This window comes from Achromobacter sp. JCM 18799 (genome assembly GCF_055395645.1).
The window spans coordinates 4,922,106-4,946,093 of sequence record NZ_AP043866.1 but is presented as its reverse complement, the minus strand read 5'-3'; the positions used below and the strand labels follow the sequence as shown (position 1 = coordinate 4,946,093).

22 protein-coding genes are annotated in these 23,988 nt (G+C 65.5%); 9 read left to right on the top strand and 13 right to left on the bottom strand.

What is annotated here, in order from left to right:
* Nucleotides 1-3 precede the first annotated feature (3 nt).
* The 6 genes from ACZ5YA_RS23330 to ACZ5YA_RS23305 form a co-directional block, all read right to left on the bottom strand.
* A complete protein-coding gene (locus ACZ5YA_RS23330; protein ID WP_059374050.1) occupies nucleotides 4-900 on the bottom strand; it encodes a DUF6999 family protein in 897 nt (298 codons plus the stop codon).
* Entirely contained in the window at nucleotides 900-2,822 is a 1,923-nt protein-coding gene (locus ACZ5YA_RS23325; RefSeq protein WP_118934582.1) for a StlD/DarB family beta-ketosynthase, read from the bottom strand. Before ACZ5YA_RS23325 ends, ACZ5YA_RS23330 begins: the two co-directional genes overlap by 1 nt.
* Nucleotides 2,823-2,855: 33 nt before the next feature.
* Nucleotides 2,856-3,788 carry a fatty acid desaturase gene (locus tag ACZ5YA_RS23320; RefSeq protein ID WP_223283407.1) on the bottom strand — a complete coding sequence of 311 codons (933 nt, stop codon included), beginning with the start codon at nucleotides 3,786-3,788 and terminating at the stop codon, nucleotides 2,856-2,858.
* Entirely contained in the window at nucleotides 3,748-4,524 is a 777-nt protein-coding gene (locus tag ACZ5YA_RS23315; protein ID WP_059374047.1) for a sterol desaturase family protein, read from the bottom strand. The genes ACZ5YA_RS23320 and ACZ5YA_RS23315 overlap by 41 nt, the downstream gene beginning before the upstream one ends.
* Before the next feature lie 123 nt (nucleotides 4,525-4,647).
* The gene (gene dapA, locus ACZ5YA_RS23310) at nucleotides 4,648-5,544 is read right to left on the bottom strand and encodes a 4-hydroxy-tetrahydrodipicolinate synthase (protein WP_059374046.1); all 897 of its coding nucleotides are present in this window, start codon (nucleotides 5,542-5,544) and stop codon (nucleotides 4,648-4,650) included.
* A gap of 316 nt (nucleotides 5,545-5,860) precedes the next feature.
* The gene (locus tag ACZ5YA_RS23305; RefSeq protein WP_059374045.1) at nucleotides 5,861-6,346 is read right to left on the bottom strand and encodes a GAF domain-containing protein; all 486 of its coding nucleotides are present in this window, start codon (nucleotides 6,344-6,346) and stop codon (nucleotides 5,861-5,863) included.
* A gap of 164 nt (nucleotides 6,347-6,510) precedes the next feature.
* Here ACZ5YA_RS23305 and ACZ5YA_RS23300 point away from each other — a divergent pair, with 164 nt between their 5' ends.
* The 5 genes from ACZ5YA_RS23300 to ACZ5YA_RS23280 all read left to right on the top strand — a co-directional run bounded on the left by ACZ5YA_RS23300 (nucleotide 6,511) and on the right by ACZ5YA_RS23280 (nucleotide 11,293).
* The gene (locus ACZ5YA_RS23300) at nucleotides 6,511-7,710 is read left to right on the top strand and encodes an aminotransferase-like domain-containing protein (protein WP_059374044.1); all 1,200 of its coding nucleotides are present in this window, start codon (nucleotides 6,511-6,513) and stop codon (nucleotides 7,708-7,710) included.
* A gap of 108 nt (nucleotides 7,711-7,818) precedes the next feature.
* A complete protein-coding gene (gene ubiA, locus ACZ5YA_RS23295) occupies nucleotides 7,819-8,745 on the top strand; it encodes a 4-hydroxybenzoate octaprenyltransferase (RefSeq protein ID WP_059374163.1) in 927 nt (308 codons plus the stop codon).
* Nucleotides 8,746-8,861: 116 nt separating this feature from the next.
* Entirely contained in the window at nucleotides 8,862-9,269 is a 408-nt protein-coding gene (locus tag ACZ5YA_RS23290; RefSeq protein ID WP_059374043.1) for a DUF1090 domain-containing protein, read from the top strand.
* Between the two features lie 304 nt (nucleotides 9,270-9,573).
* Complete coding sequence (locus ACZ5YA_RS23285; RefSeq protein WP_118934576.1) at nucleotides 9,574-9,966, top strand: DUF4148 domain-containing protein; 393 nt, start codon at nucleotides 9,574-9,576, stop codon at nucleotides 9,964-9,966.
* 202 nt (nucleotides 9,967-10,168) lie between these two features.
* On the top strand, nucleotides 10,169-11,293 hold the full coding sequence (locus ACZ5YA_RS23280; RefSeq protein ID WP_059374041.1) for a saccharopine dehydrogenase family protein: 1,125 nt from the start codon (nucleotides 10,169-10,171) through the stop codon (nucleotides 11,291-11,293).
* Nucleotides 11,294-11,341: 48 nt separating this feature from the next.
* Here the strand turns inward: ACZ5YA_RS23280 and glcC are convergent, their stop codons facing one another.
* The gene (gene glcC, locus ACZ5YA_RS23275) at nucleotides 11,342-12,106 is read right to left on the bottom strand and encodes a transcriptional regulator GlcC (RefSeq protein WP_013396917.1); all 765 of its coding nucleotides are present in this window, start codon (nucleotides 12,104-12,106) and stop codon (nucleotides 11,342-11,344) included.
* A 237-nt stretch (nucleotides 12,107-12,343) separates the two neighbouring features.
* On the opposite strand from glcC, the gene ACZ5YA_RS23270 reads away from it, so the two are divergent.
* The 3 genes from ACZ5YA_RS23270 to ACZ5YA_RS23260 all read left to right on the top strand — a co-directional run bounded on the left by ACZ5YA_RS23270 (nucleotide 12,344) and on the right by ACZ5YA_RS23260 (nucleotide 16,362).
* Nucleotides 12,344-14,518 carry a malate synthase G gene (locus ACZ5YA_RS23270; RefSeq protein ID WP_464091285.1) on the top strand — a complete coding sequence of 725 codons (2,175 nt, stop codon included), beginning with the start codon at nucleotides 12,344-12,346 and terminating at the stop codon, nucleotides 14,516-14,518.
* A 116-nt stretch (nucleotides 14,519-14,634) separates the two neighbouring features.
* Complete coding sequence (locus ACZ5YA_RS23265) at nucleotides 14,635-15,252, top strand: TetR/AcrR family transcriptional regulator (protein WP_059374038.1); 618 nt, start codon at nucleotides 14,635-14,637, stop codon at nucleotides 15,250-15,252.
* Nucleotides 15,253-15,501: 249 nt separating this feature from the next.
* Entirely contained in the window at nucleotides 15,502-16,362 is an 861-nt protein-coding gene (locus ACZ5YA_RS23260; RefSeq protein ID WP_059374162.1) for a cysteine hydrolase family protein, read from the top strand.
* A gap of 77 nt (nucleotides 16,363-16,439) precedes the next feature.
* Here the strand turns inward: ACZ5YA_RS23260 and ACZ5YA_RS23255 are convergent, their stop codons facing one another.
* From ACZ5YA_RS23255 to ACZ5YA_RS23230, 6 genes are all read right to left on the bottom strand, one after another.
* Nucleotides 16,440-17,036 carry a TetR/AcrR family transcriptional regulator gene (locus tag ACZ5YA_RS23255; RefSeq protein WP_059374037.1) on the bottom strand — a complete coding sequence of 199 codons (597 nt, stop codon included), beginning with the start codon at nucleotides 17,034-17,036 and terminating at the stop codon, nucleotides 16,440-16,442.
* Between the two features lie 130 nt (nucleotides 17,037-17,166).
* Nucleotides 17,167-17,472: a DUF4148 domain-containing protein gene (locus ACZ5YA_RS23250; RefSeq protein WP_088143445.1), complete on the bottom strand. Its 306-nt coding sequence runs from the start codon at nucleotides 17,470-17,472 to the stop codon at nucleotides 17,167-17,169.
* Nucleotides 17,473-17,555: 83 nt separating this feature from the next.
* On the bottom strand, nucleotides 17,556-17,861 hold the full coding sequence (locus ACZ5YA_RS23245) for a DUF4148 domain-containing protein (protein WP_118934569.1): 306 nt from the start codon (nucleotides 17,859-17,861) through the stop codon (nucleotides 17,556-17,558).
* Nucleotides 17,862-18,092: 231 nt separating this feature from the next.
* Nucleotides 18,093-18,674: a PASTA domain-containing protein gene (locus ACZ5YA_RS23240; RefSeq protein WP_464091284.1), complete on the bottom strand. Its 582-nt coding sequence runs from the start codon at nucleotides 18,672-18,674 to the stop codon at nucleotides 18,093-18,095.
* A gap of 228 nt (nucleotides 18,675-18,902) precedes the next feature.
* Entirely contained in the window at nucleotides 18,903-19,424 is a 522-nt protein-coding gene (gene ssb / locus ACZ5YA_RS23235) for a single-stranded DNA-binding protein (protein ID WP_054457172.1), read from the bottom strand.
* A gap of 281 nt (nucleotides 19,425-19,705) precedes the next feature.
* Nucleotides 19,706-20,923, bottom strand: a complete 1,218-nt coding sequence (locus ACZ5YA_RS23230) for an MFS transporter (protein WP_059379442.1) — start codon at nucleotides 20,921-20,923, stop codon at nucleotides 19,706-19,708.
* 181 nt (nucleotides 20,924-21,104) lie between these two features.
* Here ACZ5YA_RS23230 and uvrA point away from each other — a divergent pair, with 181 nt between their 5' ends.
* On the top strand, nucleotides 21,105-23,954 hold the full coding sequence (gene uvrA / locus ACZ5YA_RS23225; RefSeq protein ID WP_059379441.1) for an excinuclease ABC subunit UvrA: 2,850 nt from the start codon (nucleotides 21,105-21,107) through the stop codon (nucleotides 23,952-23,954).
* The last annotated feature ends 34 nt before the right edge of the window (nucleotides 23,955-23,988 follow it).

The following is a 23,988-nucleotide window of genomic DNA, read 5'->3' as shown; positions in this document are numbered from 1 at the left end:
GACTCAGGCGATCGGCGCGGGCGGCTCGCCGCCTTGCTGCGCCTCTTTCATTTCCATCAGCAGGCTGTGCAGCATTTCGGTGGACAGCCCGTGCAGCACCAGCCGGTAGCCCGCGCGCAGGGTCGACATCGGCACCAGCGGATGGTTGTTGTTGACCAGGATCAGGTGCTGCGGCGCGCCCAGCAGCTTGGCCGCGTAAATGCCTATGGTCTCGTCCAGCTGCAGCGAATTGGCCGCGCGCCAGAAGTCGTTGTCAGTCAGCATCAGTTGATACAGCGGCGTGAAGAGCTCGATGGCGCTTTGCAGGTCCAGGAAATTCAGCTTGCCTTGCGGCATGTCTTCTAGCAACAGGTCCGGGTCGCGGATCATCGAGAAATCGACCTGTTGCGGCGCGTGCATCTCCACCCCCGCATCGCGCAGAGCCTGGTTCAGGCGGATGACGAAGTTGAACAGGTTCAGGTCGTGCTTGACGAACAGTTCGTCCTTCAGATCATCGATGTTGCGCGGTTCCAGCGGCGTGGTGGTGACGCGCACCGGCGAGTTGGCGGCAATGAACGACAGGATCTGCGCGCCTAGATGGAAGTGGCGCAGGATCAGCCAGTTGGCCTCGGGCGACACGAAGCGCTTCAGGCCCCAGGCCAGGATGCGGTGCAACAGCTTCGAATGCGACCAGCGGCGCGGCAGGAAGGTCTTGATGACCTGGATCAGGATGATGAAGGCGCGCGCCAACGGCCGCAGGAACGGCAGCAGGTACTGGCGCGAGGCGCAGCTGGAATCGGTCAGCCAGGCCTTCTTCACCTTGTCCGGCAAGGGCGTGCTGCGGTCCAGGTAGAGCGCAAGCCAGGGGCTGGGGTCGGCGGGATCGTGCGGTTTGGCAAGGAATTCGGGTTCTTTGCTCATTACGCTTCGCCTTCCATCACATGGTGGAACTGCATCAGGTACAGCGCGGCCGTGCGGCGCGCCGTGTCGACGATGCGCTGCTCGGCGCGGCCGTCCTCGTCGCAGTCCAGCGCCAGCTCCACCGCCGACAGCCAGCGCGCCAGGTGATGCTCGTCGTTGTGGCCGTGGTACTCCAGGAAGCGGAAGGCGTCCGGCGGCAGCTTCAGGCTGGCCTTCAGCAGCGGCAGCAGCGCAGGCACGATGCGCTGGCCCGTGCCTTCGATGATGTAGATGGCGCCCAGCAGGCCAATGGGGTCGCGCGTGGCGGCCAAACCGTGGAGATAGGCGTTGAGCGCCTCGCCGCCGGGGTTGCGGCGCAGGGCGTCGATGTCCGCGACCGCGCCGCCCGCGGTGCGATAGTCCTGGAACAGGATCTGGAAGTCGTTCTGCTCCTCGCCCGCATGCGTGTCGATCAAGGCCGCGAGCGGCGCGTACTGCTCCGTCAGCGAGGCCGCGCCTTCGCGCATCCATTTGCTACCTTCGCGCACCTGCGGAATCCAGTTCTCCATCCAGTTCAGGTAGTCGGCCGTCTGGAATTGGCGGTTGCGCAGGCGCCGCACCACCGGCGTGCGCCACACGCGCGAGCGGTAGTCGTGCCAGATCGCGGCCAGTTCGGTCAGCAGCTGGCCCAGGCCTTGGGGCGCCATGTCCGGGTCATGCGGCGGCGCGATGGCTGCAGCGTCATCGCTGTTCGCGTCCTCGCGCGGCGCAGCCGCCGCCGGCGCGCCCGCGGCGATCTGCGGGGCATGGACCGCCTCGGCCTCCAGCAGCATGTAGGCGGCCATGAAACGGCCCGATTCCGGGATGTAGCAGAAGATCTGTTCGCCCGGCTTCACTTCGCGCGTTTCCAGGAACTCCGCCAGCATGATCAGGATGGACGCCGCGCCGGTGTTGCCGCGCCACGCCAGATTGCTGAACCAGCGTTCGCGCGGGATCACCAGGCCGGCCTTCTCCATCAGGTCTTCCACCACAGGAATGAATTTCTCCGACGAGTAGTGGCACAGGAAGTGATCGACCTGGTCCGGATCCACCCAGCCGTCGCGCACCAGCTTGGCGTATTCATGGATGCCGATGTCGAACAGGTGCGGCAGCAGGCGGATGTCCTGGCGTAGCGACAACGCGCCGTCGGCCTCGGCCTCGTTCCAGGACGGATAGTCCAGATGGCCGCGGGCGCGGTCGGCCGACAGGCCCAGCTGCATGCACACCGGATAGTCGCCCGAGAACGAGCGCTGGTGCACCCACTTCAGGCGCAGGCGCACGCCTTGCGACGCGCCCGGCAGGGGCCGGCCGCTATTGCCCAACAGCACCGCCCCCGCGCCGTCCGAAAGCATCCAGCGCAGGAAATGCGCGTCGAAGTCCGCGTCATAGCCGCGCGCCGCAAAACGCGAACGCTTGAACAGCCGCGACGGCAGTTCGCTGGCCACGGCCAGGGCGCTGGCATGTCCGCCCAGTTCCACGCCCTGCGCGGCCGTCTGGATGGCCGATACGCCCGCCGCGCAGATGCCGTGCACCGACAGGGTTTCCATCGGATGCGCGGCCAACTCGCCCTGGATCATGTTGGAGAAGCCCGGCATCAACGCATCCCCGCCCGAGGAGCCGCTGGCCAGCAGCGACACGGCGGACAGGTCGCTGTCGTGACGCCGCAGGCAATCGCGGATGGCGTTGGCCGCCAGTTGCGCGTTGCTGAACACCGTGGCGCCTTCGGGGTCGATCGCGTAGTAGCGTTGCTTGATGCCGTTCTCGGCCAGGATGCGGCTCTTGATGCGGCTGGACATGCGATTCAGCGGCGCGATGTAGCTGTCCATGGCATCGTTGGACACGGGTTCGCCCGGCATGAAATAACCGGCGCTTTCCAGATAGACACGATGAAACGCGATGGGCATGAGAGGCCTCTGGTGGATATAGGGGGTGCGGCGCTAGCGGATGTGCTCGGGCGCCATGCATGAACGGCTGCGAAAGCGCGGCAGGAAAGCGCCCAGCACGAACACGCGGAACATGTAGGGCGTGAGGCCGGGCTCGTTCAAGGCCGGATTCACGCGGCTGCGGTATTGCTCGCGGTGCAGGCGCACCAGTTCGGACCAGTGCGCCCGCGGATGCTCATGGTGCGCGGTGTGCAGGCCGATGTTGAAGAGCAGCGGATTGACCAGCCCTTCGAAATTGCGCGCATAGTTCAGGCCTGCGACGGACCGGGGTCCGCCATCGGCATGGGCATGCTGCAGATAGTTGGTGGCCAGCAGCCAGTGCAGGCCGTGCAGCTGCGGCACGATGACAAACACCAGCGCCTTCATGGGGTTCACCGCCAACAGCCCGCCCCACAGGCCCAGCCACACGCCGTACTGCGCCATGCAATAGCGCCACGCGCCCGGCCAGTGGCGGCGCAGGCGGCCCAGCCACGCGAAGAACAGCGGGTACAGCACCCAGCCGGCCTGCAAGGGATGGATCAGGTAGCCCCACAGGTGATTGGTGTCGCCGCCGAACCGATAGGTGCGCGCCACGTCGCGCGCGCCGTGCTTGTAGCGATGGTGATTGGCCACGTGCGCCGGATAGAACACGAAGGTCGGATGCCCTTGGAGCAGCGTGATCCAGAAGTCGGTGGCGCGGTTGGTCCAGCGCCCCCGCCACATGCGGATATGCGTGTGATTGTGGTGAATGACGCCCACGCCCAGGGTCAGGAACAGCATCAGGCCGTACAGCGGCCACCAGAACCCGTGCACCCACTGCCAGGCCGCCAGGGCGGGCAGCGCGGCCAGATAGGCCAGGCTTTGCCAGTCGCGCCAGTTGCGCAGCGACGGCAGCCTGCGTTGCCGCTTAAGCGCGCCCGCCAAGCGATTCTCGCTGCCGGAAAGCATTCAGCTGGGACTGCGCCGCCTCGGCCTTGAGGCGGGTGCGGAACAGGCGATCCATGAACGTGAACTGGAAACCGTAATTGCCGTTGTAGCAGGCGTGGTGCAGGTGGTGCCGGCGGCTGGCGGCGAACCAATGCGCGTAGGACACATTGGGGAAGAAGTCGTAGTTGGCGTGGCCGATGCAGTTGAAGAACAGGCTGAACAGCGGCACCGAGGCCAGCGCCCAGAAGCTGAAATCATGCAGCACCATGGGCAGCATGATCACGTTGCCCAGCATCAGCGCCTCGATGGGATGGAAGCTGTAGGTCGAGAATGGCGTGGTCACCACCGAGCGGTGATGCGGCAGGTGGAAGCGGCGCAAAAGCTTGGTGTGCAGCAGGCGGTGGTTGATCCAGAAATGCACGTCGTTCCAGGCCACCAGCACCAGGATTTCAAGCGTGATCTTTTGCCAGCTGGCGTCAGGGTCCAGGTGCGCCCAGCCCAGCTGCAGCAGGCCCCACGGAAAAATCATGCCCGTGCCGAACAGCAGGATGGACAAGCCGGATTGCGCGAACTCGCGCCGCAGCTGGCCCGGCGCCAGCGGACGCGGATCCAGCGGACGTCCGATGCCCAGCGCGGGCAGGATATGGTGCGTCAGCAGCCAGGTGGCCGCGCCGAAGACCAGATAGATGCCGCCGAAGAAAAGCAGGCCCGCCAGCATGACTTGCCAGGCGGACAAGGCTACAAAAGCTTGGGCCATGAACGTTCTGTTTCACCCGAAGAATGGGCGCATGATAAGCAATCCGTCAGCTTCCCGGTAGGACATTTATTACAAAATGAATCCGAAGACCACAAAGCTGGCGGACTGCTCACCAAGTTCGGGCTACTGGCAGGGATATTGCCGGTTCAGCCCCGCCACGGCGGCGTCCATGCGCGCGGCCAGACCCGTGCTTGCGGCCGGCATCGGCAGCCGCAGTTCGTCGCTCAGCAGGCCCTGGCGGCCCAGTTGCGCCTTCAAGGGGCCGGGGTTCGGCTCGGCGAAGGTCAGCTGGATGATGGGGACCAGCGCGTGGAACAGCTTCCTGGCCAGGTCCAGTTGCTGCGCCTTCACCGCCTGGTGCATGGCCACGAACAGGTCGGGGCGGATGTGCGCGGCGGCCGCGATCATGCCCGCGCCCCCCAGGCTCATCACGGACAGCGCCTGCAGATCCTCGCCCGCCAGCACGTTCATGTTGCCGTCGGCGATCAACGCGATGGTCTTTTCCAGCGAACCGCCGCAGTCCTTGATCGCCGCGATGTTGGGATGCGCGGCCAGCGCCAGCAGGGTCGCTGTATCCAGCGTAGTGCCGGTGCGGTAGGGAATGTCGTAGAGCACCAGGGGGAAACGCGAGGCATCGGCCAGGCAGCGGAAATACAGGGCGGCGCCTTCCTGGCCGGGGCGCACGTAGTACGGCGCGGGCGCCAGGATGCCGGCCAGCGGACGCGTGCCGAAGGCGGCCAGGCGCTGCATCACGTGTCCATGATGATTGCCCGCCAAGCCCATGATGACGGGCAGCCTGCCCGCCTCGGTCAGCACGGCGTCCAGCACCGCCAGTTGCTCGGCATCATCCAGCGACGCGGCTTCGCCGGTGCTGCCGCACACGACCAGCCCGTCCACGCCCGCGGCGGCATAGTGGCGCACCAGGCGGCGCAAGGCCCCGCCATCGACGGCGCCGCCGGAAAACGGCGTGACCAGAGGCACCCAGACGCCCTGGATCGGAGATTGATGATGAGATTGCATGAGAACACTCCTTCGGTGTAAGCGGACCGTGGTTGGACCGTACAGAAGTGCTCGGGATGTCAGGGGATGCGCGGACGGCGCCAAGCGCCGCCAGGAGGCCGCTGTTCCGTCGCCCATCTGACGGAACAGCATGCTCCGGTCAGATGAGCGGCTGTTTTTTGGATTTCAGGCCGGCGCAAACCAGCACCACGCCCTGGGCGCGGAACGGGAAAGCGGATTGGTTGGCCTGATGAATCATGTATGGATTGAATGCAGTGGTCTGCAAGCGCAGATGCGGGAATCTACCGGGAGCCCGCAACGCTGTCAACGCCGCACCTCAGCCCAGGCTGGCCAGGAACACCGCGCACAGGGCTTCCATGCCCTGGCGGTCGTCTTGGTCGAAGCGGTCGGGCACGGGGCTGTCCACATCCCACACGCCTATCAATTGGCCTTGGTGCACCAGCGGCACCACGATTTCGGAACGCGAGGCCGCATCGCAGGCGATGTGGCCGGGGAACGCGTGCACGTCAGGCACCAGCTGCGTCTGGCGCTGGCTGGCGGCCGCGCCACACACGCCGCGGTTCAGCGGAATGCGCACGCAGGCCGGCTTGCCCTGGAACGGGCCCAACACCAGTTCGGTGCCGTCGAAGAAATAGAAACCCGCCCAGTTCAGTTCGGGCAGGGCCTGATAGGCCAGCGCGCTCAGGTTGGCGGCATTGGCGATGCGGTCATGCTCGCCTTCGAGCAGGGCACGGGCCTGGGCGACCAGTCCGGCATACAGGGCGGCCTTGGAATCGGCGACGATGGGAGCGGCTTCGAACATGGGAAATGTAACTGTACAGGCGGTTATCGATGCAGGTGATTTTAGGGGCTGCGGCCATTAAGAGGGCCGGGTGACGGTCGTGTGGGACAATAATTTCTAGATTGCCCTAGCCCACCCCCAACGGACAAACTGCCCGCATTTCCTTACCCTTCCAAAGAGCACTCATGGATAAACCTCTCGAACCCGCATTTTCCTTTTCGGAACGCGCCCAGCAACTCACCAGTTCCGCCATTCGTGAAATCCTCAAGGTAACGGAACGCCCCGAGGTCATCTCGTTCGCTGGCGGCCTGCCGGCGCCCGGCGGTTTCCCGGTAGAAGTGGTGCGTGCGGCATTCGACAAGGTATTGGCCACCAACGGCCGCGCGGCACTCCAGTATGGCCCCACGGAAGGCTACGCACCGCTGCGCCAATGGGTCGCGGACGACATGAAGAAGGCGGGCGTCAACGTCAACCCGGACCAGGTCCTGATCGTGTCGGGCTCGCAGCAGGCGTTGGACCTGCTGGGCAAGGTGCTGATCGACAAGAACAGCAAGGTCCTGGTCGAAGACCCCAGCTATCTGGGCGCGCTGCAATCGTTCGGTCTGTACCAGCCCAAGTTCGTGCCAGTACCCAGCGACGACGGTGGCCTGATCCCCGAAGCCATCACGCCCGAACTGGCCGACGGCGCCCGCTTCCTGTACGCCCTGCCCAACTTCCAGAACCCCACCGGCCGCACGCTCAACCTGGAGCGCCGCATCGCACTGCTCAAGCGCGCCGCCGAACTGAACCTCACCATCGTTGAGGACGATCCCTACGGCGAACTCCGCTACGCGGGCGAGCCTCAGCCCGGCCTGATCGCCCTGGCCGCCGAGTACGGCGCCAACGTCGTACGCCTGGGTACGTTCTCCAAGGTGCTGGCCCCCGGCCTGCGCCTGGGCTACATCGTCGGCGCACAGGCGCTCATCAACAAGCTGCAGCAAGCCAAGCAGGCCACCGACCTGCACACGCCTACCCTAACCCAGATGGCCGTGTACGAGATCGTCAAGGACGGCTTCCTGGAAGAACACCTGCCCAACGTGCGCGAGATCTACCGCGCCCAGGGCAGCTGCATGCTCGAAGCCATCAAGCAGGACTTCCCTGACACCGTCAGCTGGACCAAGCCGGAGGGCGGCATGTTCATCTGGCTCACGCTGCCCAAGCATATCGACGCCACCAAGCTGCTGGAAAAGGCCGTCGCCCAAAACGTCGCCTTCGTGCCCGGCGCGCCGTTCTACAGCGGCGGCGGCGGTGCCAACACGCTGCGCCTGAGCTTTGCCACCGTGCCGGAAGACAAGATCCGCCGCGGCATCGCCATCCTGGGCAAGCTGTTGAAAGAAGAGGTTTGATCCTCCCGAAGCGCCGGCGGCGCTGCGGAACATGAGCGGCGGCCGGGCGCGATGCCCGGCCGCCGTTGTTTTATGCTCTTGGTTTTCCCATTCCGTTTCGCCGTGACAGTGAGCGCTCCCCAACAATCTCCCGTCGACCTCAGCGACATCGTTTTCACCGACTGGGTCGAACGCTGGCTACCCAAGTCCTGGCGGCCCTATGCCCGCCTGTGCCGCCTGGACCGCCCCATCGGCACCTGGCTGACCCTGCTGCCGGCCATTGCCGCGCTGATCCAGGCCGCGGGCGGCCTGCCCGACCTGCAGCGGCTGATCGTGTTCTCGCTGGGCGCGCTGCTGATGCGCGGCATCGGCTGCACCGTCAACGACATGTGCGACCGCAATTTCGACAAGCACGTCGAGCGCACGCGCTTCCGGCCGCTGACCAGCGGCCAGCTGACGATGAAGAACGCGGTCTGGTTTCTGCTCGGGCAGTTGCTGGTCTGCGGGTCGCTGCTGTTCTTCCTGAACGACATGAGCCGCTGGCTGGCCGTGGCCGTGCTGCCCTTCGTCTTCATCTACCCGCTGTGCAAGCGCGTCACCTACTGGCCGCAAGTGGTGCTGGGCATCTGCTTCAACTGGGGCATGCTGATGGCCTGGTCGGATACGCAGAACCACGTGCCGCTGGCCGCCGTCGCCATGTGGGCCGGCGCGGTGCTGTGGCAGGTGGGCTACGACAGCATCTACGCCTACGTGGACGTGCGCGACGACCGCAGCCTGGGCCTGCATTCCACCGCCATGCGATTTGGCGACCAGGGCAAGCTCTGGATCGGCGGCTTCTACGTGGCCACCGTGGCGCTGTGGGCCTGGGGCGGTTACGCCATCGGTCTGTCGTGGGCTTACCAGGTCGGCATGGTGGCCGTGGCGGCGCACCTGGCGTGGCAGCTGAAGGTCTTCGACATCCAGCGCCCCGACCGCAACTTCATGCTGTTCCGCGCCAACCTCTGGCTGGGCGCGCTGCTGGTTGCCGCCGCGCTGGCGGGTACGCTGATCCGCTAAAAGCAGCATCGGCGCCGCACTGGCGACCGCGCCGATGCCCCGTTGACGCCGCGCATTGCCCGTGGCGCCGACTGGGGCCATGATGGAGTCTCCGCAACGCACTACGGAGACCACGCATGCCCTCATTGCTCAAATCCCTGGCCTTGACGGCCGCCGCAGCCGCCGCGTTCGTGGCCATTCCAGCACAGGCCGCCGCCAGCGATTGCTCTGCCCAGCGCGGCTGCGCAGCCAAGTTCTGCGCAATCGAAAACGACATCGCCGCCGCCAAGGCGCAAAACAATACCCGCCGCGAGGCCGGGCTGCGCAAGGCCCTGGCCGAAGCCCGGGCAAATTGCACCGACAGCCGCCTGCAATCCCAGCGCGAAGCGGACGTGCGGGAGAAGCAGAACAAGGTCGCCGAGCGCGAAAGCGAGCTCAAGCAGGCCCGCGCCAAGGGCAAGCAGGACAAGATCGACAAAGCCCAGCGCAAGCTGGACGAAGCCCAGGCCGAATACAACGCCGCGCTGGTCGAACTGAACCGCTGATTCCTTCCAGCCGGCCCCGGGGCCTTCCCGGGGCTGCGCGCCCCATTTCCCCCGCCGCCAGATCTCTCCCCTCCCGGGGGGACTACTTCCTATGGTGTCATCAAATGGAAATTCCACCACCCATGGTGCCATTTGGTGAAATGGAAACCTATTAGTCTTCTTTTTGGAAAGATGTTTTCAGGGAATCAGGGTTTATCCGGAGATGATTTGCGCCCAGAATGCATCTCATCGGGACACAGCAAGCGAACCCCAGGCAATCAGGCCAGCGGTTCGGCTCCCAAGCTCAAGACATTGGAGGTCTGCTATGAAAACCCTTGCTACCGCTTTGATGCTGTCCATGTCCGTTCTGGCTGCCGGCGCCCAAGCCGCCGAGGCCGATCAGGGCCCGACCCGCGCTCAGGTCCAAGCCGAACTGCAACAAGCCAAGGCCTCGGGCCAATACACCTTCGGCGAAGAAGGCTACCCCGCCGCCATCGCCCCGAAGTCGACCCTGACCTCGCAGCAAGTGCAAGCTGAACTGCAACAAGCCAAGAACGCCGGTGAAGTGACCTTCGGCAACCTGGACTACCCGCCCGTCGCCGCGGCTGAACAAGCCACCTCGCTGACCCGCGCCCAAGTCCGCACCGAACTGGCTCAAGCCAAGTCGGAAGGCCTGGTCACCTTCGGCAACCTGGACTACCCGCCCCTGGGCAGCTGATCCCCCCCTGGCCTCCCCGGCCAGGCAGCGCCCCAAAGCCCTCCGGCCCCAAACCGGAGGGCTTTGTTTTTGACGTTTCGATATTTGATTAAGTCGAATTGACGTTACCTACAGCCGATTCGACTATTTAGTCTCTACACATCGACAGCGCCCGCGCATAGGATGAGCTCACCTACTCCCCCATCCATGCAGGAGCCGCACCATGACCACCGCCTCTCCCCGGCCCGTCCTACTTCTGGGCGCCGGAAAAATCGGTTTCGCCATTGCCCTGATGCTGGAACGCAGCGGCGGCTATTCGGTGCTGGTCGCCGACCAGGATCCCGAGCGGCTGCGCATCGTGGCCGAACTGGGCTGCGAAACCCGCCAGATTTCCGGCGACGACTCCGTGGCGCAATGCATCGAGGGGCGTTACGCGGTCATCAACGCGCTGCCTTTTCACCGCGCCGCCGCGGTGGCGGGGCTGTGCGCAAAGGCGGGCGTGCACTACTTCGACCTGACCGAAGACGTAGCCAGCACGCACGCCATCCAGGCGCTGGCGGAAAGCGCCCGCAGCGTGCTGATGCCGCAATGCGGCCTGGCCCCGGGTTTCATCGGCGTGGTCGGCAACGCGCTGGCGCGCCGCTTCGATACCCTGCTGGATCTGCGCATGCGCGTGGGCGCCCTGCCGCGCTATCCCTCCAACAGCCTGCGCTACAACCTGACCTGGAGCACAGAGGGACTGATCAATGAGTACTGCAACCCTTGCGAAGCCATCGTCGACGGCCAGCTGACCAGCGTGCCCGCGCTCGAAGGCTACGAGACCTTCGCGCTGGACGGCGTGGAGTACGAAGCCTTCAACACCTCCGGCGGACTGGGCACCCTGCCCGCCACCTTGCGCGGCCGCGCCCGCAACGTGGACTACAAGTCCGTGCGCTACCCGGGCCACTGCAGCATCATGAAGCTGCTGCTCAATGACCTGCGCCTGCGCGACCGCCGCGACCTGCTCAAGGAAATCTTCGAAGCCGCCATTCCCACGACCGAACAGGACGTAATCGTGATCCAGGCTTCGGCTTCAGGCCGCCGGCATGGACGCCTGGAAGAAGAGTCCTACCCCATCCGCATCTTCGGCGCGGACGTCGACGGCCATCGTCTCAGCGCCATCCAACTGTCCACGGCTGCGGGCATCTGCGCCGCGCTGGACCTCGTGGCGCAAGGCGCACTGCCGCAACGCGGGTTCGTCGGGCAGGAAGCCATCGATCTGGATGCGTTCGTCAACAACCGTTTTGGCCGGGTCTACGCGGGCAAGCCGCTGGCCTTGGCGGGCAGCGGCGCCATGGCCGACCGCTGAACCAGGACGCGCAGCCTCTGGCGTCCCGCCCTGCCATAGCGCGGGACGCTAGCTCCAGCCTTCCAGCCGCAGCGTCGCGCGCACCAGACGCTGCTCTTCCTGCTCGATATCGGCCAGGCTCTGGCGCACGCTGTCCACGTGATCCGCGGCCGCCTTGCGCGCCTGTTCCGGCTGGCGCGCGGTCACGGCGTTGAACAGCCGCGTGTGCTGCCGGTCGATCTGGCGTTTCTCCGGCTGGCGGTGGTACAGGTTGTTGACACAGGCGAAGACCGAGCCCAGCAGCAGATCCGTCAAGGACTGCAGCGTATGCACCAGCACCGGATTGTGCGAAGCCTCGCAAATCGCCAGGTGAAACGCGTGGTCCAGATGCGCATGCGTCGCCGTGTCGGTGGCCGTGCCCTGCGCCGCCACCATTTCGTCATAGCGGCGGCGGATCATGATGAAGTCCGCCTCGGTGCCGCGTATGGCCGCCAGCCGGGCGGACTCGGCTTCCAGCAGCGAACGCACTTCCAGCAGGTCATAGAGCGTGCGCGGCTGCGAATTGAACAGATGCATCAAGGGGCCCGCGTCCACCTTGGAGATGTGCGCCACATACGAGCCCTTGCCTTGCGCGGTATGGATGATTTCGCGCGCGCGCAGCAGCTTGAGCCCTTCGCGCAAGGCCGTGCGCGACACGCCCAGCTTCTCGGTCAGGCGCCGTTCGGAAGGCAGCGCCTGGCCGGCCTTCAGCACGCCGTCCAGGATCAGGCGTTCGATCCGTTCGGCGACCTCGTCCGCCACCTGGCGAGGCTTTTCTTCAGTTTCCGCGTACATGCACTCTCCGCACCAGTGGTATGACCAAGGGCATCCCCGATCGGATCTCTTGCATCACACCCCTGTAAGTAGCTGATATAAAACCACAAAAATTACAGGTTTGCCCATACGGCAGCGCACAAACTGGTATGACCAGTGGGTTTTGATATGGACATTGCGACAGGCGCGAACGATGATGTCGAGACCAGATACGCCCGGCGCGCGGCGTCGGCCAGTCCCTTACCGCTAGAGAACCGCATGACTCAACGCATCCAGCACCACGGCCTGCAAGTGGCGGCCAATCTCAATCAATTCATCGAACAGGAAGCCCTGCCCGGCACCGGCCTGGATGCCGAAGGCTTCTGGCAAGGCTTCGCGGCCCTGGTGGACGACCTGGCCCCGAAGAACCGCGCGCTGCTGGCCGAGCGTGACCGCCTTCAGGCCGAACTCGACGCCTGGCACCGCGCCCACCCCGGCCCCATCGCCGACCCGGCCGCCTACCGCAAATTCCTGGAAAGCATCGGCTACCTGCTGCCGCAGCCGGCCAGCGTGCGCGCCACCACCGACAACGTCGACACCGAGATCTCGCAGCAGGCCGGCCCGCAACTGGTCGTGCCCATGTCCAACTCGCGCTACGCGCTGAACGCCGCCAACGCGCGCTGGGGCAGCCTGTACGACGCGCTCTACGGCACCGACGCCATTCCCGCCACGCCCGGCGACACCGGCCGCGGCTACAACCCGGAACGCGGCGCCGCCGTCATCGCCCGCGCCCGCGCCTTCCTGGACACCGCCGCCCCGCTGGCCCAGGGCTCGCACGCCGACGCCCGCGCCTATACCGTTGAAAACGGCCAATTGCGCGTGGCGCTGGCCAACGGCTCCACGGGCCTGAAGAACCCCGCGCAGTTCACCGGCTACCAAGGCGAGGCCTCAGCGCCCACGGCCATCCTGCTCAAGAACAACGGCCTGCACTTCGAAATCCAGATCGACCGCAGCCACAGCATTGGCGCCACCGATGCCGCCGGCGTCAAGGACGTGCTGGTGGAAGCCGCGCTCACCACCATCATGGACTGCGAGGACTCCATCGCCGCCGTGGATGCCGAGGACAAGGTCCACGTCTACCGCAACTGGCTGGGCCTGATGAAGGGCGACCTGACCGAAGAAGTCACCAAGGGCGGCAAGACCTTCACCCGCAAGCTCAACGCCGACCGTGACTACACGCGTCCCGACGGCTCGCCGCTGACCCTGCACGGCCGTTCGCTCATGTTCGTGCGCAACGTCGGCCACCTGATGACCAACCCGGCCATCCTGGACCGCGAGGGCCGCGAAATCCCCGAGGGCATCCTGGACGCCGTGGTCACCAGCCTGGCCGCGTTGCAGGACCGCAAGTACAAGCTGAATTCGCGCACCGGCTCCGTCTACATCGTGAAGCCCAAGATGCACGGCCCCGTCGAAGCCGCTTTCGCCAGCGAACTTTTCGATCGCGTCGAAGACCTGCTCAAGCTGCCGCGCAATACCCTGAAAATGGGCATCATGGACGAAGAGCGCCGCACCAGCATCAACCTCAAGGCGTGCATCGAGGCCGCCGCCGCGCGCGTGGCCTTCATCAACACGGGCTTCCTGGACCGCACCGGCGACGAAATGCATTCCAGCATGGAAGCCGGCCCGATGCTGCGCAAGGGCGACATGAAGTCCACCGCCTGGATCACCGCCTACGAACGCAACAACGTGCTGGTCGGGCTGGACGCGGGCCTGCGTGGCCGCGCCCAGATCGGCAAGGGCATGTGGGCCATGCCGGACCTGATGGCCGCGATGCTGGAACAGAAGATCGCCCATCCCAAGGCCGGCGCCAACACCGCCTGGGTGCCCTCGCCCACCGCCGCCACGCTGCACGCGCTGCACTACCACCAGGTCGACGTGCAGGCCGTGCAGCAGGAACTGGAACGCACCAAGCTGGACAGCGTGCGCGACGATTTGCTGGGCGGCCTGCTGACCGTGCCGGTCGGCGATCCGTCCAAGTGGTCCGCGCAGGACATCCAGCAGGAACTCGACAACAACGTGCAGGGCATCCTGGGCTACGTAGTGCGCTGGATCGACCAGGGCGTGGGCTGCTCCAAGGTGCCGGACATCCACAACGTCGGCCTGATGGAAGACCGCGCCACGCTGCGCATCTCCAGCCAGCACATCGCCAACTGGCTGCGCCACGGCGTGACCAACCGCGAGCAGGTCATGGAAACCTTCAAGCGCATGGCCAAGGTGGTCGACGGCCAGAACGCGGGCGACGCGCTCTACCGTCCGATGGCCGGCAACTTCGACACCTCGCTGGCGTTCAAGGCCGCCTGCGCGCTGGTATTCGAAGGCCTGACCCAGCCCAACGGCTACACCGAGCCGCTGCTGCACAAGTACCGCCTGGAGTTCAAGGCCGCCCAGGCCTGATCCCCGCGCGCTTTGCCGCAACAAGACCGGACAGCCAGGCTGTCCAGTTTTTTTTTCGGGGCGCGACTCCGGAAAATAATCCGTCCAATTTCGCACGGTCGTGCTAAATTTGCCGCATGACTGCCAAAACCGAGAAAAGCGAGCTGACCTTCGCGGCCATTGTCGACGCGGCCCTCGACATGGCTGCCGCGCAAGGCATGGAGAGCCTGTCGCTCGGCCAGGTGGCCAAGCGCCTGGGCATCAGTAAAAGCGGCGTGTTCTCACGCGTGGGGTCGCTGGAAGCCCTGCAGCAGGCGGTGCTGGACGAATACGACCGGCGCTTCCTCGAAGCCGTGTTCACCCCGGCCCTGGCCTATCCGCGCGGCCTGCCGCGCTTGAACGCCCTGGTCTCGCTCTGGATCGAGCGCGCCAGCAATGTCGAAACGCTGACGGGCTGCATCTATGTAGCCGGCGCCTTCGAGTATGACGACGTGGAATCCCCGCTGCGCTCGGTGCTGGAGGGCAATCTGCGGCGCTGGCGCGGCGCCATGCTGCGCACGGTCAACCAGGCATTGGAAGCTGGCCACGTCAGGCCGGACACGGATCCCGAGCAGCTCGTGTTCGAGGTCTACAGCCTGATGATCGGGCTGATGCACGATGCCCGCTTCCTGCGGGATCCGAAGGCCCCCCAACGCGTGCGGGCGGCCTATGAGCGATTGATTTCCACCTACCGCAGTTTCAAGTACCTCGAGTAGCCGTATTTCCAGAGCCGGCCCGTGCCGGCAATTCTTCACCTTAATTTCGCACGGTCGTGCGAAATTATCCAGGAGCCTGACATGTGGATCGTTATCGCAGTGATCGCCGTTTCAGCGGGGGGCAGCGTCTGGCTGCAGTGGCGCGAGCTGCTCAAGCAGCTACCGGACCGCGCCGAGCATCTGGTACTTTTCTAGAAAGACATGGCCATCCCGTTCTATATTTCGAGTTCGCCTGTCCCGAACGTCGTCATGCCGCGCTCCAATCATCTCCTGATCATCGATCCGCAGAATGACTTCTGCGATCTGCCCGAGTCCTACCTGCCCACGGATCCCGTGACGGGCGCCGCGCACGCGCCCGCATTGCCCGTGGCCGGCGCGCACGCCGACATGCAACGGCTCGCGCACTTTATCGACACCGCCGCGCCTGCGCTTACCTCGATCACGGTGACGCTGGATTCGCACCATCGCCTGGACATCGCCCATCCGACCTTCTGGTCCACCGGCGACGGCCAGCCCGTGGGGCCGTACACGCAGATCACGGCGGCACAGCTGCGCGCGGGCGAGTTCCGTCCGCGCCACGACGACGACCTGCCGCGCACCCTGTCGTATCTGGACGAACTCGAAGCGCGCGGCCGCTACACGCTGATGGTGTGGCCGCTGCATTGCGAAATCGGCACCTGGGGCCATAACGTGCATGCCGACGTGCGCGCCGCCTACAGCCGGTGGGAAGACGAGCGCCAGTTCATCGTGCGCAAGGTGCCCAAGGGCATGAACCCCTGGACCGAGCACTACAGCGCGCTGATGGCCGAGGTTCCAGACGCCGACGATCCGCGCAGCCAGCTCAACCGCAGCCTGCTGGATTCGCTGGACCGCGCCGAACTCATCCTGATCGCCGGCCAAGCCGGCAGCCATTGCGTCAAGGCTACCGTCGAGCACCTGGCCGAGCACCTGCCCGGCCGCGACCTGTCGCGCCTGGTGCTGCTGACGGACTGCATGAGTCCCGTCGCCGGTTTCGAAGACGCGCAGGCAACATTCCAGCAACGCATGCGCGACCTGGGTATCCAGGCGCGCACCAGCGTCGACATGGCGCGGGCGCTGCTCGCGGCCTGAACCCGCCGCGCAAAAGACCACGGCCGCCTGCTTGCGCATGGCGGCCGTGACTGATGGGCTGTTTGGAGCGGGAACGGTCAGGCTGCGCCGCTGCGCTTGCCGTCGCACTCCACGTACAGGGCGCCGATGGCCTCGCACAGCGCCGCGGGCTGTTGGAACAGGCGCGCAACCAGTATGCAGCCTTGCACCGTCGCGAACACCGCGCGGCCGGCCGCCTCGGGCGTGCCGGAGAACTTCATCGTGCCCTGCGCCGCGCCTTCGGCCAGCACGCGGGCCAGCCAGGCCTCGTGCGCGCGGAAGAATCCCTGCAATGCGCCGCGCACGCGTTCGGGCAGCGAATTGACCTCGGCCGCCAGCATGCCAGCCAGGCAGAGTTCGCCGGACCCGCACGCGCGCGATTCCATCATCGACAGGTATTGGTCGAGCTGCGCTTGCGCAGGCAGCGACGTGTCGATGCCGCGCATGGCTGCCAACGCGCGCGCGCTGTAGGCTTCGACAGCCTCGTAGAGCAAGTCGTCCTTGCCCGGAAAGTAATAGTGGATGCTGGACGTCTTCACGCCCACATGTTCAGCCAGGTCGCGGTAGCTGAAACCGTTGCATCCGCGCGTGCGGATCAGCTTCTCGGCGTGGGCCAGAAGCTGTTCGCGAGTGGTGTTGGAAGTAGGAGTGTCCATGGCTGAATATTACCTACTAATAGGTTGATTCGTCATCGGTTCCGGCAGCGTTGCCACTGCTCCAAAACCCTTGCGGACCCCGGCCGGGAATCATCCCGCCCCCCGGGATCCGCATGTGCCAGCATGAAACTCAGCCTTGCACGGGCGGGTAGTCCAGCTCGCCGCTGTCGGTCAGGCCATGCGCGCGGGCGGCGGCCAATTCCTGCTGCACCTGCTTGCGGCTCTTGTCGCCAGCCGACGCAAACATCGTGGCGGCGTAGCCTTCTTCGCCCGACACCAGCTCGCCATTGGCGCGGGCCTGGGCCAGCTCTTGCTGCACCTGGGCGCGGGTCACCGTGCTTTCGGTGTTCAGGGGAGGCGGATAGTCCAGCTCGCCGGCTTGGGCGGCGCCGATGAAGGAAGCGGACAGGATCAGGGCGGATACGAGGGTCTTCATGGTTGATCTCCAGTAAGGATCAGGTGCTGCATCAGGGTTTCGATGGAGCTATCTACTTATAGATAGATTTCGAGAGAAAAAACTCAGCCTTGCACGGGCGGGTAAGCCAGTTCAGCACTGTCGGTCAGGCCTTGGGCGCGGGCGGCGGCCAGTTCTTTCTGCACCTGAGCGCGGGTCTTGTTGCCGGAGTCGGCAAAGATCGTGGCGGCGTAGCCTTCTTCGCCAGACACCAGTTCGCCATTGGCGCGGGCCTGGGCCAGCTCTTGTTGCACCTGAGCGCGGGTCACCGTGCTTTCGGTATTCAGGGCGGGCGGATAGTCCAGTTCGCCGGCTTGGGCGGCGCCAATGAAGGAAGCGGACAGGATCAGGGCGGATACGAGAGTCTTCATGGTTGATCTCCAGATAACGATTGCGTAGCGGTTCAAAAAACTATCTACTTATAGGTAGATGACTGAGGAAATAAAAAAGCGGTCCTACTGTATTTCTGGTTTCGACGTCGGCGGGTGTTTGGTTTGCTGCGTCGATGGATGAATCTTATCTACTACTAGGTAGATAGCACAAGGGGGATTTGTGAAACAAAATGCTTCTGTTGCGAAAAAGGAGGGCTTGCGCGCCGGCGATCAGCCCATGAAGTTCATCCGCACACGAACCGTGCTGCCCCGCGCCACCAGCGTTCCGGCCTCGGGTTCCATTGAAACGATGTCCTCGTGGCCAAAGCCCGGTTCGCGCTGCAGGGCAATGATCTCGATGACCAAACCGAGGGCCTGGGCGCTCGGCAGGGTCAGGCCCATGTCGTCACCCTCCTCGATTTCCTTGCGGGTGTGCCAGGCCGGCACGATCACTCCTAGCGAACTGACCAGCGCCTGCACCAGCTTGGCGCTGGCCTGCACCGTGTCTCGGAGTTGCCGGACTTCGTCGCGCAGGTCCGCAAGTTCGGCCTTGCGGGTGGCGTCCTGTTGCGCCTCGCGCACGTTGCGCTCGGCGGCGGCCCGATCCGCGACATCGAGGTAGGCCAGCGCCGTGATCAGATCCCGATGACTGTCCTGCACATAAGAGGCGATCAGCCAGGTCCGCAAATCGCCTTCGGGAGTGAGGAACAAGCCCTGAACATTATTGGCGGCCGGGGTGTAGCGGATGCTGTTGCGCGCTGCAAGCGAGTACTTCTCGCTATGGTCGCAGGGGTAGTCGGGTCCTCCGGGCATGGCGCCCTCCCATCCAAGAACAACGCTGAGCGTAGCGGCCGGCCAGCTGTCCAAGCCGTGCCGGCCGCCCCCGCCTGAACGGGACTCAGATTACTGCGTAAGCCCGGGTCTCGGAAGCCCTGCGTGGCCAGGTGCTGGCGCGGCAAGCGTCTCGTTGGCAACACACAAGAAAAAAGCCCCTGCCCAAATGGGCAGAGGCCTTCCAAACCACATTCCGCTGACGTGGGATCAGAACGGAATATCGTCGTCCATATCCGCCAGATTGGCGCCGCTGCTGGCCGGAGCCGCCGCGGGGGCCGGGCGCTGCTGCGGGGCCGGGCGTTGGGCCGGGGCGCGCTGCTGTGCCGGACGCGAAGGCGCGTCGTCGTAGCCGCCACCGCCGCCAAAGCTTGCGCCACCGCCGCCGCCGTCTTCGCGGCCGCCCAGCATCTGCATCTGGTCGGCAACGATTTCGGTGCTGTAGCGATCAGCGCCGGTGTCCTTGTCTTGCCACTTGCGCGTCTTCAGGCGGCCTTCGATGTAGACCGAGCGGCCCTTCTTCAGGTACTCGCCGGCGATTTCAGCCAGGCGGTTGTACATGACGACACGGTGCCATTCCGTTTCTTCGCGGCGTTCGCCCGAAGCCTTGTCTTTCCAGGTGGAGGTGGTGGCAATGGACATATTGCAGATTGCCGCCCCTTCGGGGCTGTAGCGGACTTCCGGGTCGCGTCCCAGATTGCCCACGAGTATGACTTTGTTAACCGATGCCATGCCGTTGTCCCTCTGTTGTTGACAGCCTGCGTGTGCGTTGCCGCGGACGCGCCGGCAACAACATAAAAGCGATGATGTTGAAGACCGGCTTCATGAAACACGCCGGTCACCGCAACGATGACCGGCGACGCCGGGTTGAACCCTGAGTGAAGCCCTGATTTGATGCGTATTATCGACGAAAAGAGCCCGCCGCGCCAAACCAGGATGTGACAAAGCCGTCCACCCTGGCGAGCCGATTTTCGTGGCTATTGACCGCTTTTGGGGGTGCGATCCGAGATGTTTCAGCCGGCCCGCGCCGACGCGGGGCGGTCCGCCTCGGGCAGCGGCCGCAGCGCCCAGGTCACCGCCAGCCAGATCGCCGACAGGCCGGCGGCGGCGATGAAAACGGCGTTGGAACCGGAATGCGAGGCCAGCCAGCCGCCCAGCGCGCCGCCCGCGAACAGGCCTGCGGCCTGGGCGGTGTTGTAGAAGCCCAGCGCCAGGCCCTTGTAGGCCTGCGGCGCAACCCGCGACACCAGCGAGGGCTGCAGGGCTTCCAGCACGTTGAAGGCCACGAAGAAGCCTGTCAGGGCGGCGGCCAAGGTGTAGAAGCCATGGCTGGCCGCGGGCAGCAAGGCGCACACCAGTACCAATCCGGCCACGGCGGCGCGCAGGGCGCCGCGATGGGCGCGGCGCTTTTCGGCGACAAACACCACCGGCACCATCAGCACGAAGGACACCAGGATGACGGGCAGGTAGACCTTCCAGAGCTCGCGCGCGTCCAGGCCGCCCACCTTCGCCAGCAGGGCCGGCACCACGACAAACAGCGCCACCTGGATCAGATGCAGGACAAAAACGCCGAAATTCAGGCGCAGCAGGTCGCTATGGGTCAGGACTTCGCGCGGCCGGGCCGCCTGCATGGTGCGGGCCTGGGTCAGCGGCACCACGGGCACGACCCAGCCGGCCACGGCCAGGCAGATCACGCCCAGGCAGGCGATGGTCCAGAACAGGCCGGACAGGCCCCACCAGCCCACCAGCACGGGCGACAGTACCAGCGAGACGGCAAAGGACAGGCCGATCGAGCCGCCCACCATGGCCATGGCGCGGGTGCGGACCTCGTCGCGGGTCGAGTCCGCCAACCAGGCGGTGACCGCCGCGGAAATCGCGCCCGCGCCCTGAATGGCGCGGCCGATGGTGATCCAGTACACGTCGGAGGCCTGCGCACAGACGATGCTGCCCGCCACGAACAGCAGCAGGCCGAACAGCACCACGGGGCGGCGGCCCCAGCGGTCGGACGCCAGGCCGAAAGGAATCTGCATGAAGGCCTGCGTCAGGCCGTACATGCCCAGCGCCAGGCCGACGCGGGCGGGATCGTCGCCGCCCGGCATGCCGGCGGCGGCCACGGCAAAGACGGGCAGCAACAGGAACAGCCCCAGCATCCGCGCGGCGAACAGGCCGGCCAGCGCCACGCTGGCGCGGCGCTCGGACGGGGTCAATTTCAGTTTTTTATCTGCCTGCATGCGAAAAATTCAACGATGACTAGGGCTCGCCTGCGCGCGTGGATGTCACACGCTCACGGTCTGATCTGGCGGTGCGGCGCCGCCCCCCGGGTCTATCCAGGCTGGAGTACTGCCCCGAACGCAGGGGGATTCGGCGCGCTATAGTACCAAGTTGGCCTTTGAAACCGCTTAAAAGAGCCCGATGGACGTGACAATACGCATTCGGGGTGCGCGCACCCACAATCTCAAGAACGTCTCGCTCGACCTGCCACGCCACAAGCTGGTGGTCGTCACCGGCTTGTCCGGCTCGGGCAAATCGTCGCTGGCCTTCGACACGCTGTACGCGGAGGGCCAACGCCGCTACGTGGAAAGCCTGTCCGCCTACGCCCGCCAGTTCCTGCAGCTGATGGACAAGCCGGACGTGGACCTGATCGAGGGCCTGTCCCCGGCCATCTCCATCGAACAGAAGGCCGCGGGCCACAACCCCCGCTCCACCGTCGGCACCATTACCGAGATCCACGACTACCTGCGGCTCCTGTACGCGCGGGTCGGCACGCCCTACTGCCCTGACCATGGCCTGCCGCTGCAGGCGCAAAGCGTCAGCCAGATGGTGGACGCGGTGCTGTCCTGGACGCCCGAAACCCGGCTGGCGGTGCTGGCGCCGATCGCGCGCGGCAAGAAAGGCAGCTTCGAGGACGAATGCGCCAGCCTGCAGGCGCAGGGCTACGTGCGCCTGCGCGTGGACGGCCAGCTGACCGAAATCGACGGCATGGCGCCGTTGAAAAAGACCGAGAAGCACGACATCGACGTCGTCATCGACCGGCTGCGCATCAAGCCCGAAAGCAAGCAGCGCCTGGCGGAGAGCTTTGAGACCGCGTTGCAGCTGGCCGAAGGCCGCGCCCTGGCATTGGACATGGACAACGGCCGCGAACAGGTCTTCTCCAGCCGCTACGCCTGCCCGGTATGCAGCCACAGCCTGCCCGAGCTGGAACCGCGCCTGTTCAGCTTCAACAACCCCATGGGCGCCTGCCCCAGTTGCGACGGCATCGGCCAGGTCGGTTTCTTCGACCCCAAGCGCGTGGTCGCCTTCCCCGAGCTCAGCCTGGCGGCCGGCGCCATCCGCGGCTGGGACCGCCGCAACGCCTTCACCCATTCGCTCTTGACCAGCCTGGCGGCGCACTATGAATTCGACATTGAAGCGCCCTTCGAGGAACTGCCCGAGGCGCTGCGCGACAAGGTGCTGTACGGCTCCGGCGACGAAGAGATCTCGTTCCTCTACCTGAACGAGAAAGGCCGCAGCACGGTCAAGCGCCATACTTTCGAGGGCGTGATCCCGAACCTGGAACGCCGCTGGCGCGAAACCGATTCGGCCACCGTGCGCGAAGAGCTCGGCAAGTACCGCAACATCAAGACCTGCCCGGACTGCGGCGGATCGCGCTTGCGGCCCGAGGCCCGCAACGTGCTGATCGGCCAGGATCCCCGGGGCGGCGAACGCCACGGCCAGGCCATTTACGAAGTCGAAGCCATGCCGCTGTCGACCTGCCTGGCCTGGTTCCGCGACCTGAGCCTGACGGGCGCCAAGCAGGAAATCGCGCAGCGCATCGTGCGCGAAATCGAGGCGCGCCTGAGCTTCCTAAATAACGTGGGCCTGAACTACCTGTCGCTGGACCGCAGCGCCGACACCATCTCGGGCGGCGAGGCGCAGCGCATCCGCCTGGCCAGCCAGATCGGATCGGGCCTGACCGGCGTGATGTACGTGCTGGACGAGCCCTCCATCGGCCTGCACCAGCGCGACAACGATCGCCTGATCGGCACCTTGCAGCACCTGCGCGACCTCGGCAACAGCGTTATCGTCGTGGAGCACGACGAAGACATGATCCGCATGGCCGACTGGGTCGTGGACATGGGACCGGGCGCGGGCGAACACGGCGGCCAGGTGGTGGCGCAGGGCGACCCGGAAACCGTGCAGCGCGACCCTCAGTCGCTGACCGGCCAGTACCTGAGCGGCGCGCGCGCCATCGCCATCCCCAAGCGGCGCCCCGTCAACGACGAACTGTCCTGGCTCACCCTGACGGGCGCCAGCGGTAACAACCTGAAGAACGTGGACCTGCGCATCCCGGCGGGCCGTCTGGTGTGCGTGACCGGCGTGTCCGGTTCCGGCAAGTCCACGCTGGTCAACGACACGCTGGCGGTCGCCGTGTCGCGCCAGTTGCACCATGCGCAAAGCGAACCCGCACCCTACGTGTCGATGCAGGGGCTGGAGAACTTCGACAAGATCATCAGCGTGGACCAGAGCCCCATCGGCCGCACACCGCGCAGCAACCCCGCTACCTACACGGGCCTGTTCACGCCCATCCGCGAACTCTTCGCGGGCGTGCCGGAAGCGCGCACCCGCGGCTATGACCCCGGGCGCTTCAGCTTCAACGTCAAGGGCGGCCGCTGCGAGGCCTGCCAGGGCGACGGCGTGGTCAAGGTAGAGATGCACTTCCTGCCAGACATGTACGTGCCTTGCGACGTCTGCCACGGCAAGCGCTACAACCGCGAAACGCTGGAAATCCGCTATCGCGGCCGCAACATCAGCGAAGTGCTGGACCTGACGGTCGAGCAGGCGCTGGAGTACTTCGAGTCCGTGCCGGCCATCGCCCGCAAGCTGCACACGCTGATCGACGTGGGTCTGTCCTATATCCGGCTGGGCCAGAGCGCGACCACCCTGTCGGGCGGCGAAGCGCAGCGCGTGAAGCTGTCGCAGGAACTGTCGCGACGCAGCACCGGCCGCACGCTCTACATCCTGGACGAGCCCACCACGGGCCTGCACTTCCGCGACATCGAACTGCTGCTGCAGGTGCTGAACCAGTTGGTCGACAGCGGCAATACGGTGCTGATCATCGAGCACAACCTGGACGTCATCAAGACTGCGGACTGGGTGGTCGACATGGGTCCCGAAGGCGGCGACGGCGGTGGGCGCGTAGTGGCGCAGGGTACGCCCGAAGACGTGGCCGGCACGTCCGCCAGTCACACCGGGCAATACCTGGGCAAGCTGCTGCGCCGCTGAACCGGCGCCTGAATCATCACATCAACGGCTAGGA